This window comes from Alcanivorax sp. P2S70 (genome assembly GCF_000475295.1).
Taxonomy (GTDB): Bacteria; Pseudomonadota; Gammaproteobacteria; order Pseudomonadales; family Alcanivoracaceae; genus Alcanivorax; species Alcanivorax profundi.
In genome coordinates this window covers 52,143-70,628 of the sequence record NZ_AXBZ01000001.1, presented here as the reverse complement: position 1 = coordinate 70,628, position 18,486 = coordinate 52,143, and the positions used below count along the sequence as shown (strand labels likewise).

General features: G+C 59.7%; 18 protein-coding genes. 7 read left to right on the top strand and 11 right to left on the bottom strand.

Going from position 1 to position 18,486, the window contains the following annotated elements; genetic code table 11:
- Positions 1-117 precede the first annotated feature (117 nt).
- The gene (locus tag Q672_RS17710; RefSeq protein WP_022983730.1) at positions 118-780 is read left to right on the top strand and encodes an START domain-containing protein; all 663 of its coding nucleotides are present in this window, start codon (positions 118-120) and stop codon (positions 778-780) included.
- A gap of 267 nt (positions 781-1,047) precedes the next feature.
- Here Q672_RS17710 and cysS read toward each other — a convergent pair whose 3' ends face one another.
- From cysS to thrS, 3 genes are all read right to left on the bottom strand, one after another.
- Complete coding sequence (gene cysS / locus Q672_RS17705) at positions 1,048-2,430, bottom strand: cysteine--tRNA ligase (protein WP_022983729.1); 1,383 nt, start codon at positions 2,428-2,430, stop codon at positions 1,048-1,050.
- Positions 2,427-2,855, bottom strand: coding sequence for a phosphoribosyl-AMP cyclohydrolase (gene hisI / locus Q672_RS17700; protein ID WP_022983728.1), 429 nt, complete (start codon positions 2,853-2,855; stop codon positions 2,427-2,429). The genes cysS and hisI overlap by 4 nt, the downstream gene beginning before the upstream one ends.
- A gap of 118 nt (positions 2,856-2,973) precedes the next feature.
- Positions 2,974-4,887 (bottom strand): threonine--tRNA ligase, encoded by a 1,914-nt coding sequence (gene thrS, locus Q672_RS17695; protein ID WP_022983727.1) that lies wholly within the window; start codon positions 4,885-4,887, stop codon positions 2,974-2,976.
- Between the two features lie 237 nt (positions 4,888-5,124).
- Here thrS and Q672_RS17690 point away from each other — a divergent pair, with 237 nt between their 5' ends.
- Positions 5,125-6,690, top strand: coding sequence for an HD-GYP domain-containing protein (locus Q672_RS17690; protein WP_022983726.1), 1,566 nt, complete (start codon positions 5,125-5,127; stop codon positions 6,688-6,690).
- 250 nt (positions 6,691-6,940) lie between these two features.
- The gene (locus Q672_RS17685) at positions 6,941-7,765 is read left to right on the top strand and encodes a M23 family metallopeptidase (RefSeq protein ID WP_022983725.1); all 825 of its coding nucleotides are present in this window, start codon (positions 6,941-6,943) and stop codon (positions 7,763-7,765) included.
- Between the two features lie 64 nt (positions 7,766-7,829).
- Here Q672_RS17685 and Q672_RS17680 read toward each other — a convergent pair whose 3' ends face one another.
- Both Q672_RS17680 and Q672_RS17675 read right to left on the bottom strand, forming a co-directional pair.
- A complete protein-coding gene (locus tag Q672_RS17680; RefSeq protein ID WP_022983724.1) occupies positions 7,830-9,059 on the bottom strand; it encodes a GGDEF domain-containing protein in 1,230 nt (409 codons plus the stop codon).
- A gap of 121 nt (positions 9,060-9,180) precedes the next feature.
- The gene (locus Q672_RS17675; protein ID WP_022983723.1) at positions 9,181-9,453 is read right to left on the bottom strand and encodes an Arc family DNA-binding protein; all 273 of its coding nucleotides are present in this window, start codon (positions 9,451-9,453) and stop codon (positions 9,181-9,183) included.
- 380 nt (positions 9,454-9,833) lie between these two features.
- Here Q672_RS17675 and Q672_RS17670 point away from each other — a divergent pair, with 380 nt between their 5' ends.
- Positions 9,834-10,781, top strand: a complete 948-nt coding sequence (locus tag Q672_RS17670) for a LysR family transcriptional regulator (RefSeq protein ID WP_022983722.1) — start codon at positions 9,834-9,836, stop codon at positions 10,779-10,781.
- Between the two features lie 97 nt (positions 10,782-10,878).
- On the opposite strand, the gene Q672_RS17665 is transcribed toward Q672_RS17670, so the two are convergent.
- Positions 10,879-11,787 (bottom strand): 6-pyruvoyl trahydropterin synthase family protein, encoded by a 909-nt coding sequence (locus Q672_RS17665; protein ID WP_022983721.1) that lies wholly within the window; start codon positions 11,785-11,787, stop codon positions 10,879-10,881.
- A 212-nt stretch (positions 11,788-11,999) separates the two neighbouring features.
- Here Q672_RS17665 and Q672_RS17660 point away from each other — a divergent pair, with 212 nt between their 5' ends.
- Both Q672_RS17660 and Q672_RS17655 read left to right on the top strand, forming a co-directional pair.
- On the top strand, positions 12,000-12,338 hold the full coding sequence (locus tag Q672_RS17660) for a histidine triad nucleotide-binding protein (RefSeq protein WP_022983720.1): 339 nt from the start codon (positions 12,000-12,002) through the stop codon (positions 12,336-12,338).
- A gap of 53 nt (positions 12,339-12,391) precedes the next feature.
- Positions 12,392-12,997, top strand: coding sequence for an acyl carrier protein phosphodiesterase (locus Q672_RS17655; RefSeq protein WP_022983719.1), 606 nt, complete (start codon positions 12,392-12,394; stop codon positions 12,995-12,997).
- On the opposite strand, the gene Q672_RS17650 is transcribed toward Q672_RS17655, so the two are convergent.
- Complete coding sequence (locus Q672_RS17650) at positions 12,992-13,825, bottom strand: SDR family oxidoreductase (protein ID WP_022983718.1); 834 nt, start codon at positions 13,823-13,825, stop codon at positions 12,992-12,994. The genes Q672_RS17655 and Q672_RS17650 overlap by 6 nt on opposite strands.
- Positions 13,822-14,787, bottom strand: coding sequence for an alpha/beta fold hydrolase (locus tag Q672_RS0116950; RefSeq protein ID WP_022983717.1), 966 nt, complete (start codon positions 14,785-14,787; stop codon positions 13,822-13,824). Before Q672_RS0116950 ends, Q672_RS17650 begins: the two co-directional genes overlap by 4 nt.
- Before the next feature lie 3 nt (positions 14,788-14,790).
- Here Q672_RS0116950 and Q672_RS17645 point away from each other — a divergent pair, with 3 nt between their 5' ends.
- On the top strand, positions 14,791-15,231 hold the full coding sequence (locus tag Q672_RS17645; RefSeq protein ID WP_022983716.1) for a 3D domain-containing protein: 441 nt from the start codon (positions 14,791-14,793) through the stop codon (positions 15,229-15,231).
- Positions 15,232-15,280: 49 nt separating this feature from the next.
- On the opposite strand, the gene Q672_RS17640 is transcribed toward Q672_RS17645, so the two are convergent.
- From Q672_RS17640 to Q672_RS17630, 3 genes are read right to left on the bottom strand one after another with little or no spacing between them, the layout of a single operon-like run.
- Entirely contained in the window at positions 15,281-16,042 is a 762-nt protein-coding gene (locus Q672_RS17640) for an SDR family oxidoreductase (protein ID WP_022983715.1), read from the bottom strand.
- On the bottom strand, positions 16,039-16,980 hold the full coding sequence (locus Q672_RS17635; RefSeq protein WP_022983714.1) for an alpha/beta hydrolase: 942 nt from the start codon (positions 16,978-16,980) through the stop codon (positions 16,039-16,041). Before Q672_RS17635 ends, Q672_RS17640 begins: the two co-directional genes overlap by 4 nt.
- Positions 16,964-18,421: a flavin-containing monooxygenase gene (locus Q672_RS17630; protein ID WP_022983713.1), complete on the bottom strand. Its 1,458-nt coding sequence runs from the start codon at positions 18,419-18,421 to the stop codon at positions 16,964-16,966. The genes Q672_RS17635 and Q672_RS17630 overlap by 17 nt, the downstream gene beginning before the upstream one ends.
- Positions 18,422-18,486: the final 65 nt, after the last annotated feature.

Here is an 18,486-nt window from a genome sequence, read left to right as displayed (position 1 = left end):
ACGGCATCATGTTCACATCGTTGCACTGTGTGTCCGGGACAATCCGCTGGCCGGAACTTGTCTCCGGGATACTGCCGGGCATAATGCCTGGCGCATTTTCTGGCAGGAGAATAAATCGTGAGAGCGTTGTTTCTGGCTCTATTGGTAGTGGCAGGCCCATTGTGGGCGGAAGACTGGAAGACGACCCATCAGGGGCAGGAACGTGGGGATATCTTCACCTATGCCCGTGAGGTGGACAATAGCCCGGTGAAGGCCTTCAAGGGCATTGTGGAAGTCAAGGCGTCCATGGCGTCGGTGCTGGCGGTGCTGACGGGAGTGGACAACTTTGGTGAGTGGATCTTCCAGATAAAAGGCGCCGAGCGGTTGAGTGCGGATCACCAAGAGCGTATCCACATGCGCTTCAAGGGCATCTGGCCGGTCTCTGACCGGGATGTGGTGCTCGCCAATACCCTCACACAGGAATCGGGCTCGGGTACGATTATCTTGCATAGCGTTAATGCCGAGGGGTTCCTGCCCAAACAGGACGGGTATGTGCGTATTCCCGCCTTGGATAATCAGTTTGTGCTGACCCCGATGGAGGACGGCTGGATACGTGTCCAGTTTGAGACGTTCGTGGATCCCGGTGGCAGCGTGCCCGTCTGGTTGGCCAACCTGGTGGCGACCCGTGCGCCCTACGAAACGCTGGAAGGATTGAAGGAACAACTGGAGAAGCCGCGCTTTGCCAATGCGCGCCGCGAAGATCTGCCGGCACTGCCGGGAATGGATCAGCTGGAGTGGTAAAAGTCGTTGTCAGCGATGAGCTCCAAGGAAAAGCGACAACGCGGACAGGAGGTGGCGTAAGCGGAAGACAAAGCGGCCGCGTTACGCGATTGTTGGTCTTTGTGGGAGCAGGGTCTCCTGCAGCGCCTGTCTGATCTGGGCTGGGCGCTGCAGGGGGTCACCAGCAGGCCGGTGTCTGCGGCGGGGTTTCACATAACCCGACAGGCCCCAGCACAGCTTGTCTGTCGCTTTTTTCCATCGCTTACAGCTTATGGATAGCAGCTGATCTTACCGGCTCCAGCGGGTCCCTTCGCGGGTGTCTTCCAGCTGGATACCGGCGTCGGTGAGTTGCTCGCGGATCTCGTCGGCGCGGGCAAAGTTCTTGTCTTTCTTGGCCTGGGTACGTTCGGCGACCAGGGCATCGATTTCGTCGTTGCTGAGGCCGTCCTCGCTGGCGTTCTTGTTCTGGAACCAGGCGGTCGGCTCGACGGTGAGCAGGCCGAGCAGGTCGGCGGCGGCCAGCAATTCGGCTTTCCGCTTTGGCTTGTCTGCCAGCGCCGCTTTGTTCAGCTCGCCAGCAATGGCGTGCAGGGCGCTGACTGCTTCCGAGGTATTCAGGTCGTCCTTCAGGGCTTCCAGTACCGGGTGGTTATCCGGCAGCTGGTAACCGGCTTCAGGTTCCACGGTTTCACCCCGCCCAAGCAGGGCGTAGTAAAGGGTATCCAGCCCTTTCTCTGCATTTTCCAGCACGTCGGCAGAGAAATTCAGCGGCGAGCGGTAGTGACTGGAGACCAGCGCAAAGCGCAGGATCTCGCCGTGGTACTGGGTCAGCAGATCACGCACCAGCCGGAAGTTGCCCAGCGACTTCGACATCTTCTCGCCGTCGATGTTGATGTAGCCATTGTGCATCCAGTAACGCACGTAATCGGTGCCGTGGGCGCAGCAGCCCTGGGCAATCTCGTTTTCATGGTGCGGGAAGATCAGGTCCTGGCCGCCACCATGAATATCAATCACATCGCCCAGATGTTTGTGGATCATGGCGGAGCACTCGATGTGCCAGCCGGGACGGCCACGGCCCCAGGGGGAGTCCCAGCCGGGCTGTTCCTCGGTGGAGGGCTTCCAGAGAATGAAGTCGCCAGGATGGCGCTTGTAGTCGGCCACTTCCACCCGTGCGCCGGCGAGCATGTCTTCCAGTTTGCGGCCGGACAGCTTGCCGTAGTCGGGCATGGATTCCACCGCGAACAGCACCTGACCATCCGCCTCGTAGGCGTGGCCTTTTTCCACCAGTGTTTCGATCATCGCCAGCATTTCCGGGATGTGATCGGTGGCCTTGGGAATGATGTTCGGAGTTTTGGCGTTCAGGGCGGCCATGTCGTCGAGGAACGCCGCGCTGAAGCGCTCGGTAAGTTCGCCGATGTCTTCGCCATTCTCCGCCGCCGCCGCGATGATCTTGTCATCGATGTCGGTGATGTTGCGGGCATAGGCCACTTCCGGGTAGAGCCGCTGCAGCAGGCGGTACAGCACATCAAACACCACCACCGGGCGGGCGTTGCCGATATGGACGAAGTTATAGACCGTGGGGCCGCACACATACAGGGTGATGCGATTGGGGTCCAGCGGAATGAAGTCGTCCTTTTGCCCGGTCAGGGTGTTGTGCAGCTTGAGGCTCATTTTTTATAAAGCTCTTTCGGATCGATGATCGGCGTTTTGTCGATGGTCACGCTGGCGGTGTCGGCTTTCCAGTAGAAGCAGTCGCGGCGGCCGGTATGGCAGGCGGGGCCGGTCTGATCCACGCTGACCAGCAAGGTGTCAGCGTCGCAGTCGATGCGCAGTGCTTTCAGCATTTGCATCTGGCCAGAAGATTCGCCCTTACGCCAGAGTTTGCCGCGGGAGCGCGAGAAGTAGCAGACGCGCCCGGTTGCCAGGGTTTCCTCGATGGCATCGCGGTTCATCCATGCCATCATCAGAACTTCCCCAGTGTCATGCTGTTGGGCAATGGCAGGAACCAGCCCCTCAGCGTTGTATTTGAGGTTGTCCAGGGCTTCCTTCAGGGGAAGCTGAAAGCCTTCGGGCTGGTGTTCATTGTCTTTGAACATGACGCCTCCGGGGCGAGTCAATCGGCCTTAGGGGCGCCGCATGAGAGGCGACGCGGGTCAAGGTTATCCTCGATGGCCCTCGATTCGCACCCCGGCGACGCCCCTGCAGCGGCCTCGATCAGATCGGCATACGGGTGGCTGCGGCCAGATTGGCCACGGCCTCGTCCAGGGCGAAGGTCTCGGTCGCCTGTGAGCCCAGACGGCGAATGGCCACCTGCTGCTCTTCCTCTTCCTGTTTGCCGAGCACCAGAATCACCGGCACCTTGGCGCGGGAGTGTTCGCGCACCTTGTAACCGATTTTCTCGTTACGCAGATCCATTTCCACGGTCACGCCGGCGGCTTCCAGTTTGGCTTTCACTGTTTCGGCGTAGTCATCGGCGGCGTTGGTAATGGTGGCAATCACCACCGGTACCGGGGCCAGCCACAGCGGCAGGTGGCCGGCGTGGTGCTCGATGAGGATGCCGATAAAGCGTTCCATGGAGCCCACGATGGCGCGGTGCAGCATGATCGGGCGCTGGCGCTGGGAGTGCTCATCCACGTATTCCGCGTCCAGGCGCTCAGGCATCATGGGGTCGAACTGCACGGTGCCCATCTGCCAGGCACGGCCGATGGAATCCTTGAGGTGGTATTCGATCTTGGGGCCGTAGAAGGCGCCTTCGCCGGGCAGTTCTTCCCACTGGACACCCGCATTGCTCAGGGCCGCCCGCAGGCCGTTTTCCGCCTTGTCCCATGCTTCGTCAGTGCCGATGCGTTTTTCCGGGCGCAGGGCCAGCTTGACCGAGATATTCTCGAAGCCGAAATCGGCATAGACGGCCATGGCCTGGCTATGGAAAGCGGTCACTTCGGCTTCGACTTGGTCTTCGGTGCAGAAGATGTGGCCGTCGTCCTGGGTAAAGGCTCGCACTCGCATGATGCCATGCAGCGCGCCAGAAGGTTCATTACGGTGGCAGCCGCCGAACTCCGCGTAGCGGATCGGCAGGTCACGGTAGCTGTGCAGGGCTGCGTTGTAGATCTGGACATGGCCCGGGCAGTTCATGGGCTTCACCGCGTAGGTCCGCTTTTCGGATTCGGTGAAGAACATGTTTTCCTGGTAGTTGTCCCAGTGTCCGGAGCGCTTCCACAGGCTCACGTCCATGATCTGCGGGCCTCGTACTTCCTGGTAGCCGCTGTTGCGGTACACCTTGCGTACGTACTGTTCCACCCTTTGCCAGATCGCCCAGCCGCGGGGGTGCCAGAACACCATCCCGGGGGCTTCTTCCTGCTGGTGGAACAAGTCCATTTCCTTGCCCAGCTTGCGATGATCGCGCTTGGCCGCTTCTTCAAGCTGTTTGAGGTGGGCATTCAGTTCTTTCTTGTCGCGCCAGGCGGTGCCGTAGATACGCTGCAGCTGAGCTTTGGTGGCATCGCCGCGCCAGTAGGCACCGGCGACCTTGGTCAGCTTGAATCCATCCCCAAGTTTGCTGGTGCTGGGCAGGTGGGGCCCACGGCACAGGTCGATGAAATCGCCCTGACGGTAGAGGCTCACTTCCTGATCGGCGGGCAGGTCGCGGATGATTTCCGCCTTGAACTCCTCGCCCTTGTCGAGGAAGAACTGCACGGCTTCGTCGCGGTCCCAGACTTCACGGCGGATTTCCTCGTTGCGACGCACAATGTCCTGCATGCATTTTTCAATGGCTTTGAGGTCTTCCGGGGTGAACGACTCTTCGCGATGGAAGTCGTAGTAAAAGCCGTTTTCAATGGTCGGGCCAATGGTCACCTGGGTGTTGGGGAACAGTTCCTGCACCGCTTCAGCCATGACATGGGCGGCATCGTGGCGGATCAGTTCCAGAGCGTCATCGGTGTCACGGGTGATGATTTCGACTGTTGCGCCTGTTTCGATGGGCAGATACACGTCGATCAGGGTGCCGTTGACCTTGGCGGCAAGGGCCTGTTTAGCGAGTTTTTTGCTGATACGCTCGGCGATCTCCAGCGCGGAAGCCGGCTGATCAAACTCCATGCTTGCCCCATCGGGCAGTTGGTAGCTGACACTCATGGTTGAAGGATCCAGGTGATTGGCTCAGAACCGGAGGATGGTAGGCAATCGGACGTTGTGCTTCAAGGAGCAAAGTGCCGCAGTTGGCGCTTGTCAGTGATTATTGGACATACGGCTGATAATTGTAGGCAACAAACATGCCTTTTGCCTGAATGAAAGCACCGCCTTATGCTTGATACAGGCCGGTTGCCCGATGAGACCGGCAAGAATGGACGTTTAACGGGAGCTGGATAGCCCATGACCACGCCTGTGCCGCACACGCAGACGACAACCGATGAGTCCCTGCTGCCCCGCCTGCTGAAGGTCGCCCAGCATCTCAGCGAGCAAAAAGATGTTCCCCGGTTGCTGGATACCCTGCTTCAGGAGGCTGGTTCGCTGTGTGGTGCCGATGCGGGGCTTGCCTGGTTGTACGATGATGCCCGGGAAGGGGAGGGTTTGCGTTGCCTGTGTCGGGCGCCTGGCGCAGCCCAGTTCCGGGAGGCCGCGCGCTGGTTCAGGCCGCTGGATGCCGGAGGCCTGGTAGAAGCCTGCTTTCAGGTTGGCGAACCCCAGACCGTGCTGCTCGCAGAACAGACGCTGCCCGAGCAGGATCACGCGGTGATGGAGGCACTGGTCCCTGAAGCCCAGGCCTTGCAACTGTGGCCGCTATATAACCATGAAGGGCGTGTCACAGGGGTCTTGCAGCTGCTCTACCGCAAAGCGGTTCCGCGGAACCTGCAACGCCTTGAGCATGGCCATCTGATCTTCCAGTCGTTGCTGACTTATGGGGGAATTGCGCTCAGCAACCTCAGTCAGGTGCAGGAGCTCAAGGAACTGTTGGATGCCTTTATCAAGGTGCTGGCCCAGGCTATTGACGCCAAGAGCCCCCACACCAGCGCGCATTGCCAGCGTGTTCCGGTGATTACCGAGCTGCTTGCCCAGGCGGCTTGTGAAGACGAGGGTGATTTCGCGGACTTTCAGCTCGATGAGGAAGGCTGGTACGAATTGCATGTGGCTGCCTGGCTGCATGACTGTGGCAAGCTGGCGACCCCGGATTCGGTGCTCGATAAGTCCACCAAATTACATACACTGCACGATCGCATTGATGAAGTCGCCAGCCGCTTTGCCACCCTGCGGGCAGAAATCCGATTCCAGTACGAAAAGGAGAGCGTGCAGACCCCGGAACTGGAACCTTCGTTGCGTGAGCGCATGGAGCAGGAAATCGATGCGCTGACGGCTGACCTCGCGTTTTTGGAGAGAATCAATCGGGGCGGCGAGCGCATGCCCCCAGAGGATCAGCAGCGGGTACGGGATTTGGCCCAACGAACCTGGACCGATGCCTGGGGGCAGTGCCGCCCGTTGTTAACCGAGGATGAGGTGAAAAACCTGTGCATTCCCCGGGGCACTCTCACCCCGGAGGAGCGGCAGATCATCAATGGCCATATGGATGTGACACTGGACATGCTGGGCTCGCTGCCGTTCCCGGCCAAGCTGAAACGGGTGCCGGAATACGCCGGTGGCCACCACGAAAAAATGGACGGTACCGGCTTCCCGCTGGGCCTGACCCGCGAGCAGATGTCCATTCCTGCCAGAATCATGGCGATCGCCGATGTGTTCGAGGCGCTGACCGCCAAAGAGCGACCCTACAAGACGCCGTTGAAACTCAGCGAAGCGCTGGCGATCATGCAGCGCATGCGCGATAACCATCATCTTGACCCCGACTTGTATCAGCTGTTCATCCGTTCGCGTGTGTGGCGCCGCTATGGCGAAATGCATCTGGACCCGGTGCAGCTGGACGTGGAGGATGGGGCGGCCTTTGCCTGACAGGCGCGGGCTGGAGGCTGAACGGCAGAGTGGGGGCGGTCGTCCGACCGTGCTTGCTGCGGCCGGCTCTTTATTCGCGGTGGAACCACCGCTCCCACAGTTCGGTTGTCCCCCAGTGGGAGCTTGCTTGCAGCGATGTGGCATCGGGAATGCTCTATCGCCAGCGTGCGGGCTCCCTCATCGGCTTCGCAGCCAGGGTGGCTAAATACTGTTGTCACGGTTCATCTATCAGGAGACGGAATTGCAAAGCATGAGAACACTTGCCGTGCTGGCGGCATGGCTACTGGTGAGTCCCGCCTTCGCCGGCGACTGGCTATTGTCCCTGAACGGTGAGCGCACCCAGGGCACATTGTTGCGCGGTCAGGTGGCGCCAGGAGTCTCCGTGTCCTTGGCCGGCAAACCGGTGCGAACCACGGGTGACGGTTTTTTTGCCGTCGGTTTCGGTCGCGATGCGGCGCTGGAACAGACACTGGTTTTGCAAAAGGAGGAGGTGACTCAGCAAGTGTTGGTCACCCTGAGCCAGCGTGAGTACGACATCCAGCGTGTGGAAGGGGTGCCCCAGCGGACGGTGGCGCCTCCCCCGGAGGCAGTGCTCAAACGTATTCGTCGCGAAGCCGCAGGTATCAAAGCCGCCAGAGCGACGGATTCTGACAGCGAATCGTTCCTGACGAATTTCCAGTGGCCGTTGACCGGCCGAATCAGTGGCGTGTATGGCAGTCAGCGGGTCTACAACGGCAAGCCGGGCCGCCCCCATTACGGCGTCGATGTGGCCCGTCCCACCGGCACGGTGGTGGTGGCTCCGGCCGATGCGGTGGTGACCCTGGTCCAGAACGATAATTACTACTCCGGAGGCACCCTGATTCTGGATCATGGCTATGGGGTCTCGTCCACCATGATTCATTTGAGTGAGGTACTGGTAGAAAAAGGCCAGACCGTCAAGCAGGGCGACCCGGTTGCCAAAGTCGGCGCCTCCGGCCGCGCCACTGGCCCCCACCTGGACTGGCGACTCAACTGGTTTGAGGAGAAGCTGGATCCGGTGACGGTAGTTCCACAAATGGCAGGTAACAATGAATAGTTAACAGCGGCGTGGTCGCGCTGATTGGAACCTGAAACACATGGAAAACCGTCTCGCGGCGGTATTAATTAAGCATTTCTACCAGCCCCTGATTGCTCATCAGCGCCACCCGGTTACGGCCTGCGCCTTTGGCCTGGTAGAGGGCTTCGTCGGCGAGCTTGAGGAGTTCGGCACCGTTGTCGGCCTGGCCGTCTGAGCAGGCGACCCCGACGCTGATGGTGACCACCTGGCTGATGCGGGAACCGCTGTGTGGCAAGCCTAGTTGCTCGACGCGGTTACGCATGCGCTCGGCAAACACCAGCGCATCGTTGAAGCTGGAATCGGTCAGTACGATCACGAATTCTTCGCCGCCATAGCGTGCCACAAAGTCTTTTTCCGCCTGCACCATGGATAGCGGTACGCTGGCGACCTTCTTGAGGCATTCGTCCCCGGCAGGGTGGCCATAGGTGTCGTTGTATTGCTTGAAGAAGTCGATATCAAACAGCATCAGTGTCACGCGTTCAGGAGCGTCAGGGCTTTGCTTCTGGAGCAGGTGATAAAGATGATTCAATCGGGATTCCATACCCCGCCGGTTGATACACCCGGTCATGCCATCCACCGTGGCCTGATTCTCCAGAATCAGGTTGGCGGAGTGCAGTTCATCCCTGTGTTGAAACAGAACGTGTTCTGACAGGAAGTGCTGACGTAGCAGTCGTTCATACACGTATTGACCGAACAGGCTCATGCTGGAAAAGGCGAGGGTGACTAACATCAGAGTCAGCGGTTCGAATTCTACACGTGAAGGATCCATAAACAGGGTAACCCCAAGAGCGCCTATCATAATCAGAGACCCTCCCAGTGCCTGGTAAAAGGGGACCCGGATCAGCGTGCAGATCATGATTACGGCAATAGGGGTATGCAGAAAGAACGTGTAGGAAAGAGGGTGGGAAATGGTGTATCCAAGGTAGTTTCCCGTGCTGGCGATGGCAAGCCCCAGTGTGAGCGTAGCGGGGTGCAGCCACTCGCGCCCGCGAGGGTTACGGGCCAGTAGCAGGCAGCCCCCGGTGATCATCAGGGTAAACAGACGCGGACGCCACGAGTGGGCAATGATTTCGTCACCAACGACAGATTCCACCAGCATCGCACAGGCCAACAGGATACCGATCAGGAGGAAAGCGCCCGGGGCGACCTTGGCCACTGAGGCGCGAAAGTATAGGCGGAAGTCCTTCTCTAGCGCCTTGGGCAGGCGCAGATGCCAGGGCAGCGAGATGTCGCTGCCGGTGGGCAGGGGATTGGGAGACTGTGTTGCCGTCACGCCGGACCGGGCTCCTGTTCATTCCATGAAGTTGGCACTGCCATGGTAGCGCAAGCGCCACGAGACGGCATAAATTGTTTTCCTGACGGCGCGCACCGGAGATGAAAGGTCGGTTTCCCTGTTAGTCCAAAAGGGCAAGCAGGGCCTGCTGTTTGGTCACCGAAAGCTGGCGAAAGCGCTCCAGCAAAAACGCTTCCTCCGAACCTTGCGGCACGGCGGTTTCTCCCTGAGGCAGGGTTTCGGGCCAATTACCCAGGCTGTGCTCCAACCGGGCAATGATTTCTGCATTCATGCTGCGATGGCTATGGTTGGCCGCCGTTGACACTTCTGCACGCATTCCGCAAGGGAAACGCACCACGAACTTCTCGGTTCGCGTGGTGGCGTTGTTTGTCATAGTAACCTCTGATTCTTTCCCGGTGGCCTGATGCTTGGCTGCCTTTGCGGTATGCAGGGCGTTCGACTGCGCCGCCGGGAAATGGGTAAACAGGGAAAAACCACTACCTGTGAGAACAGTGCCGGATCAGATTCAGGCTTGTATTACTGTGCCGCACCGTGATCTACATGTGTCCACACCTTACGCATTTTTTTGTTATCAGGCGATACTGGCAGGTTGCCATTAGTGCAAAGGGGGACGTGGTTAACACCTGTCATGAGAGGTCTCGAAGTCTTGCACTAAGGCGTGGCGCGCCATGCCCACAAATAGTTCGGGCAGGGCGGGCGGGCCGGGTGTTAGAATCCATTTCAATGATGTGGATTTGATAGGTTATTCAAGCAATGAATATTGCCAGCGCAGACCTGAACTTGCTCAAGTACCTGGATGTGCTGTTGCGTGAGCAAAATGTGACCCGGGCTGCCGAGCAGTTGGGGATTACCCAGCCTGCCATGAGTAACTCACTTAAACGGTTGCGGGAAATGTTCGGTGACCCCCTGCTGATTCGAACCAGCGAGGGGATGACTGCCACCGAGCGAGCCCAGGAGTTACGGCCGTTGGTTCGGCAAATCCTTGCCCAGGCAGAGCAGTTGTTCGTCCCGGAAGATATTTTTCGGCCGGAAGCCAGTCGCCGGGTGTTCCGGATCATGACCAGTGATTATGCCGAGGCGACTCTGGTGCCGCATATTGTGCGGCGGCTGCGGGCAGAAGCGCCCGATGTGGTTCTGGATTTTCTGACCCCCTCGGATGTGAGCTATCAGGATATGGAGCAGGGCCGGGTAGACATGGCGGTGAACCGGTTCAACGAGATGCCAGGATCATTTCATCAGGTGAATCTGTGGAAAGATTCGTTTTCCTGTCTGCTGAATCGCGACAACCCCATTGCCATGGATTTCAATCTGGAGAGCTACCTGTCGGCTCAGCATATCTGGGTGTCGAAAACCGGGTTTGGTGTTGGCTTTGGCATGAATCCCGAGAAGTTGGGCGGGCTTGGCTGGATTGATCATGCCCTGGAGTTGCTGGGCAAGAGCCGGAAGATCAGTATTTTTACCCGCCACTATCAGATGCCGGCGTTGCTGGCGATGAACAATGATCTGGTGGCGACCCTGCCGTCCCGGGTGGCGAAAATGCAGGCACAGAATCCCCGGCTGCTGATCAAGCAGCCGCCTTTCGATATCCCGGAGTTCGAGCTGAAGATGGCCTGGTCATCATTGTTGCACCACAACGTGGCTCATCGTTGGCTGCGTCGACTGATTCAGGAAGAGGCAGAAAGCATTCTCTCGCAGGAGTAATGGGCCGCCACGCCGCTCGCCCCCGCCCTTTGTCTGCAGGGGGCGATGCTCCCATGGGGATCCGGCTGGATGTGCCCATGGCTCCTGCAGACAGGCCCTAGATTACGGCAGAACCGGCCAGCCAGCCCGATTGGGTTCGGCCGGGCAGATCCTCGCCCGCTTCGGCGATGGCCCCTTTGCCAACCCCCTCGAAGGCACGCACCCGGAAGTGCTTGCCGGGCGCCTCTACCGCAAGCTGCTCAGCAATGTGGGCGGCCAGCTGCTCCACGGTGGAGTCAGTATTGATCAAATAACAGTGATCTTCCGGGATGACCAGCTCGAATCGCCCTTGTGGTGCGTCGTACCGGAACCGGTGATGAGGAATCTCATCAATGTAGTAGGTGCCCTCGAGATCCTCTTCTGTGCCGATATAGATATCTTCCCAGCGGTCGGCCCAGAGCTTTTCCCAGTAACGGCTGCGGCGTCCATTTTCAAAGATATGGATGCTGGAGCGGTGGCCGTGAGCAATGCGCTGGCAGTTGCCGTCGTGCTTCTTCAGGCCATGGGAATAGTGGTAATAGGGAGCGGTACCGGTGTCTTCCTCGCGCAGAATGACGCGAACCTCTGCGACATTCTCAGGCACGATACTTTGTACCAGCTCCATCAGGTACAAGGTCAGGCTGGCCTTGGAGACTTCCGGGCCGGACATCAGCAACAGGCTTTCGCTGGGCACGACCATGCGAATCGTGCCGCCCCGGTATTGCCACTCCAGGCTGGTGTTGTTGTCGCGCTCGGCCACGGAGACCTGTTCGCAGTCCATCGGCACCAGCAGTCGGTGATCCACATTGTCGTCGATGATACGTTTGATGGATTTCTTGATGTGGCCAAAATCGAACACCATGCCCTGATGGTCCAGATCGCCGCTTAATTCCAGGTCAACCAGCCAGGATTCCCCGATCATGCCGCGTTTGGGGTGCAGGTAGGAAAAATCTGCAACGGTCAAATTTTCAACAAAGAGTGTCGCCATGCTGTCCCGGTTGATCAAAGATGGATTCAGAGAGCACTATAATGCCACCATTCTGACCTGCCGCTAAGGTTGTCGTCACCGTATTGGGTTATTTTCCGTGCAGTTATCGTGCGAGCTGTGAACCGGGGCACACCCGATACTCAGTGAAGTGCACATCCTGACGGTAAATGTCCTGCTCGCGGCTGGCATGCTAACCAGGAGAGAATCACACCATGGCTGAAACCCTGTTCTCCAAGATCATCGACCGGGAGATTCCCGCCGACATCATTTTCGAAGACGACCAGTGCCTCGCTTTCCGGGATATCAATCCCCAGGCCCCGACGCACTTTCTGGTGATTCCCAAAAAACCGATTCCCAAATTGTCGGATGCCGGCGCCGAAGATGCGTCGCTGCTGGGGCATTTACTGTTGATCGCCAGCCAGGTTGCCAAACAGGAAGGGCTGGAAGATTTTCGTCTGAATGTGAACAACGGTGCCGGCGCCAGCCAGACCGTTTTCCATCTTCACGTGCACGTACTGGGCGGCCGTTCCTTCAACTGGCCGCCGGGCTGAATCCTGCCGCGGGCCCGGTGTGAGTATGCACTGGGCACGCTCCGTGCAGTGTCATGAATTATCTGGCGCACCTTTCTCTGGCCAAGCCCTCCGTGCCTTCCAAGGTGGGCAATGTGCTGGGTGACTTCCTGCGTGGCGTGGACCGTTCAGCCCTGTCTGGTCCGGTGGCACGGGGGTTGGCCAATCACCTGCTGGTGGACCGCTTTACCGATGACCACCCCTGGGTCGTGGCCCAGCGGCGAGGTTTTTCTTCACAACGCAGGCGATTTTCCGGGGTGGCACTGGATGTGTTGTTTGATCATTTTCTATGGCAGCACTGGTCGGATTTTCATGCGGAGCCACGCGAGGAAGCCATTGCGCAGCACTACCGGGACCTGGAAGCGGGCTTGCCGATGATGCCGGCGACCATGCGCCCCCGGATGGAGGGGCTGCTGGAGCATGATCTGCTAAACCGGTACGCCCGCCTGTCGCAGGTGGGAGAAGCCCTGGATGCCATCGCGGCCAGGATCCGTTTTGCGAACCCGTTTGCCGGAATGGTCGAGGAAATCGAACCGCGTTATGAAACGCTGGAAGCCGGGTTTCTGGTGTTTTACCCGCAGTTGCGTGAGGCGGTAGAGCAGGCAGCCCTTGAGCTGCCTGTATCGCCTGAACGGCTATAGCGCGGGCAGGCCCAGCTCCGCCATGGTGTCGTAATAGAGGGTGTCTGCCAGCTTGCGGTTGCGGGCCAGTGGCGAACGCATGGCGGGTTTGAAATTGGCAAAGTACTCACCGCTGATGCCGGCATATTGTGGATCGAGGGCCAGGCTCACGGGCAGGCGGGCGGCCTTTTCCGGGGTGGTCAGTGTGGGCTTGATCAGCGCCATGATGGGTTTGGGCACATGCCGGAAAATGGGGGTGTCCACTCCGCCGGGGTGCAGGGCGTTGCTGGTGATGCCCAGTTCCTGGAGCCGATCTGCCAGCACATTGCTGAACAGGATGTTACCCAGCTTGGATTGTCCGTAGGCATCCATCACCAGGTAGGGTTTGCGGCCCCGCCAGGTTTTCTTGTTGATGCGCCCCAACCAGTGAGCCACAGACGCCAGATGCAGGATGCGGGGCTGTTCCCCCTTTTGCAGCAGTGGCAGCATCAAGTGGGTAAACAGCACGGGCGCCAGATAGTTGACCCCGAACTGCATTTCATAGCCATCCCGGGTGTACTCCTGCCGGGTAGGTACCACGCCAGCGTTGTTGATCAGCACATCAATGGCGCCCAGCTCACGATAGAGGCTGGCTGCGCTGTCACGGACATTTTCCAGATCAGACAGGTCCAGCGGAAACAGGCGTACGCCGGCATTGGGATAGCGGTTCTTGATGCGGGCAACGGCGGATTGGCCCTTGCTGATATTCCGGCAGGCCAGAGTCACGTCTGCCCCCTGTGCTGCCAGCTGTTCCGCGGTGCAAAGCCCGATACCTGAATTGCCACCCGTGATCAGTACCCGTTTGCTCATGGAGAGTATTCCCTGTGGTTGTCATCCGTGGCGACAGGGTAACAGTCTGGCGACATCTGTAACGTGCTGCTGGGGCCAATTCCTGCCTCTTGTTGCTGGATCCAGTCAATAATGCGCTGCGCGGTAGCCTGCCACTGATTGCCTTGCAGCAGCAGGTGAGGGGCTTGTGGCTGAAACTGCCAGCACAGGTGGGGGTCAAAATGCCTGCGCAGGGCATCGATACCGGCTTGCGGCACCGTGTTGTCCTTGCCGCCGTAGAGCAGCATCACGGGTAACTCGGGGTAAGCCGGGCTGGCGGCCTGGTTGCTGGCGGTATCGGCCAGTTGAATGAGCCCCCAGTAGGTGTCCAGCCTGACCTGTCGCATGACCAGGGCATCGCGGGCCAGCCGCCGGGCATTGGCAGGGGCCAGAGACGGGTCGTCCGGGTCACGGTTTACGGTGACGCGGTAACCGGGTGCGATAGCGGCGACGGTAGCGATGGCGGCATTCCAGCCGTAGCGCAAGCGTATGCCTTCTCGCACCGCCGGGGCGGCCAGCACCAGCCCGGCGACTTTGTCAGGGCGCTGTTGTGCGGCCAGGATGGCGACTGCGCCGCCCATGCTTTCACCCAGCACGAACACCGGTCGTTGGTAGGCTTGGTAAAGATGATCGATGCGTTGTACCGCATCCTCGACCAGCCGTTGTTCCCCTGGCCAGTGGCCCTGCTGCAGGCGTGAACCAAAACCGGCCTGATCATAACTGTCCAGCAGCAGGCCGGCCTCGGCAAAGCGCGGACGCAGTTGATCAAAGGCGGCGTGGTAGTCGCCGAAACTGTGCAGGGCCAGCACCACGCCACGGGGCGGTTGATCTGCCTCCCACGACGTCAGTGTTGGCTCGATGGGCGTGCGGGTCTCCACATAGGCCTGCTGACTGCAGGCGCTGTACAAAGGCAACACCATAATGAAAACCAGAAAACGGAGCATGGAATGAGTGTAACCCTGCCGAGGCAACGGAAAGTGAATGCGGGCGGCTTTGCATTGGCTGTGGTGTCGCTGACCTGGCTGGTGTCGTTTTGCGAGGCACAACCCGAGCCGGAAACCCTCACGGTCACTGCGACGGCGTACAACTCCCTGCACGGCCAGGGGCACGGCAAGGACCATGCCCTGGCGGCGTGGGGAGACAGGCTGGAGCCGGGCATGAAGGCCATTGCGGTGTCCCGTGACCTGATTGCGCTGGGGCTGGACCATAACACCGAGGTGGAGATCGAGGGGTTGCCCGGAACCTGGAAAGTCAAAGACAAAATGCACAGGCGTTGGAAGAAAAAAATCGATATTTACATGGGTGAGGACATTGAGGCCGCGCGGGAATGGGGGCGTCGCAAGGTCGTGATCCGGTACACCGTGCCAGCCCGTGAGAGCGGGCAGTGACGAGACGACATTCCTTGCTGGCGGGTTGCAGGGCAACCCGCCGCTGACACTATTCCCGACTCATGAACTGCATCAGCAGGCGTGTGGCCCGGCTGGGCAGCAGCTTGTTGCTCAGCGTCATCAGTTTGAAGACGCCACCCACCGGATTGTGCACAGGGGCAGTCTCGGTGGCAGCCTGGAAGACGGTGCGGGCGATGTCGTCGGCATCCAGGTTGACCCCCATACGATCGACAACCGGTGAACGGAAGCTGGCTTCGGTCAACATGGGGGTGCTGACAAAGGGGGGCATGATGTCGAGTACCCGAATGCCCTGGCGGCCCCATTCAATATCCAGTGCCTCAGTCAGCGCACGCACGGCAAATTTGCTGGCGGAATAAGAGGCGAAGTGCGGAGTGCCGTAGAGCGCCGAGGCGGAGCTCATATTGATGACGGCAGCACTGTTACTGTCTTGCAGTAGCGGATGGGCGGCCAGCGTCATGTTGATCAGGCCGGTGACATTGATGTCGATAATACGCTTGTGCTGCTCGGCGCTGATGTCTTCAAAATGCCCCATCTGCAGGATGCCGGCACAGTTGAACAGCACATCCAGTCCGCCGCTATCGGCAGCGAATTCCTGGCAGGCGTGACGGCAGGCAATGTCGTCGGTGACGTCCAGCTGCCGATGCCAGCACTGATCCAGCTCGCTGGCCAGCTCGACAAGGGCGTCGTGGTTGATATCCGTCAGCCCCAGTGTCCAGCCATTGCGGTGAAACAGGCGAGCGGTGGCCAGGCCGATGCCGCTGGCCGCGCCGGTGATCAGGATCCGTTTCATGGGCGGACGTCCTTCCAGTGTTGGTGAATGAAGCGGGCGCAGGTCATGAGTGCCTGGTCGGCATCAGCCAGTACCCCGGCGTGGAGCTGGAAGTCATGCCAGCGTTGAGGGTGCACCTGCAGGTGTGCGGGCGTGCCAGCGTCATTGAGTGCCTGGCACAGCCGGTGGCTGTCATTGAGCAGGATCTCGTCACTGCCGGCCTGAATCAGCACCGGTGGCAGGTTGCCCAGCTCACCGTTGATGGGCGAGCACTGCGGGCGGGCACGGTCGGTGTCTGCACCGGCGTACAGAAGGGCGCCGCTCTCCAGCCAGGCGGGGCTGAGCAGGCAATCACGGTCGGTGTCGAACAGTGCCGTGGCGGTCAGGTCGACCCACGGCGAAAACAGAATCACGCTGCTGGGCAGGGCAACCTTGCGGGCCTGCAGGGCCTGCAATAGCGCCATGGCCAGCCCGCCGCCGGCGGAGTCTCCCATCAGGGTGAGGGTGTCCGGGTGAACGCCTTCATCCAGCAAACCCAGGTAGACCGCCACCGCGTCGTCAATCGCTGCCGGGCAGGGGTGCTCCGGGGCGAGACGGTAATCTGGCACCACCACCCGGGCATTGGCATAGCGGGCCAGATGAGAGGTGATGGCTTTGTGGGTGTCGGGGCTTCCGGCCACATAGCCACCGCCATGCAGATACAACACCGTGCCTTGGGCATGAAGCGGTTGATAGTGACGGCAGGGCACGTCGCCAACCGGGGCGTCATGACTGCCCACGTCCCGTGCTGTCAGGGTGGTGCCGGCAATGAGGGTCATCCAGCGGCGTTGAGTCTGGATGCTGAAGCGCGGGTTGACCACCGGTTTGAACAGCAGCGCCAGCGAGGTGCGCAGGATCCCGGCCAGCACTTGCTGCAGCAAGGATTGAGACCGGCTGATGCGGTCAACGAACAAGCTCATAGTCGCTCCAGTTTACGTGGCGGGTAAGGCGGCGATAGTCGAAGGTAAAGCCCGGCCAGTTGTTAGTGTTCTTGCCGCTGTCAGTCTTGTACCAGCTATGGCAGCCCTTGTCCCAGACGGTTGCGCGTATCTTGCGTTGCACGTCGTCATTGAATTGAGCTTGTACCGTATCGCGGACCTCCAGTGCACGCAGGCCTTGCTCATCCATCTCTGCCAGACACTGGCGCACATAGTGAATCTGGCTTTCCAGCATGTAGATGATGGAGTTGTGTCCGAGATTGGTATTGGGGCCGTAGAGCATGAAGAGATTGGGGAAACCGCGAACAGTGATGCCCAGGTAGGCCTCGGCTCCGTCCTGCCACGCCTGGTTCAGATCCTGGCCGTCGCGGCCGATAACGGTCATGGGGGTGAGGAAGTCAGTGGCCCGGAATCCGGTGCCATAGATAATGACATCGGCTTGGTGGTGGGTGCCGTCGGTATCGGTCAGGCCGGTCGCATCGACCGAGGCGATGCCGTGGTTGATAACGTCCACATGGTCCTTGGCAAGGGCCGGATAATAGTCATTGGACATCAGGATGCGTTTGCAGCCCATGGGGTAGTCCGGGGTGAGCTTCTCACGCAGCGCCGGGTCGGCAATCTGCTTGCGCAGGTGGCGCTTGAACAGCCATTCGTAGATCTTCATGGCCTGCTGCAGGGACGTGAAGCCCAGCACCCGGGATTCATTGGCGGCGTAAATGCGCAGCCGGTCCAGCGTCTGGGTGGCCGGGAGCCATTTGAGCAGCCGGTGTTCCAGGGAATGGTAGGGGCGGTCGGGTTTGGCAATCACATGGGCCGCAGAGCGCTGGAACAGTTTTACCCGGGCGGCCTGTTTGGCCACTTCCGGGACAAACTGGATGGCACTGGCGCCGGTGCCGACCACCGCCACGGTTTTTCCTGTCAGGTCGATGTCATGGTTCCAGCGGGCGCTGTGGAAGTGCGCTCCCTGAAAATCCTCAATGCCGGCGAGGGGGGGATAGGCGGGCTGGTTGAGCTGGCCTGTCGCAGTAATCAGTGCCTTGCAGGTGAGAATGTCGCCATTGGTCAGGGTAACCTGCCAGGTGCCAGCGTCATCCTGGTAGCGGGCGTCGGCGACTTCGGTGTTAAAGCGAATGTGGCGGTAGATGTCGTATTTGCGGGCGCAGTATTGCTGGTAGGCAAAGATTTCCTGCTGCGGGGCAAATCGGCGACTCCAGGGGTAGTGCCGCTCAAAGGAGTACGAATACAAGTGGGACGGCACGTCACAGGCCGCACCGGGGTAGGTGTTATCGCGCCAGCAGCCGCCCACATCGTGGCCTTTTTCGATCAGCAGGAGATCATCCTGCCCCTGTTCCTTGAGACGAATCGCCATGCCAAGACCGCCGAAACCGGCGCCGATGATGATGACCTGATGGGTAGGGCTCATGGGGTATACATCCCGTTAACTGTTATTGATACCACTGTAGCGAGACCGGTTGCTGCTGTTTATGG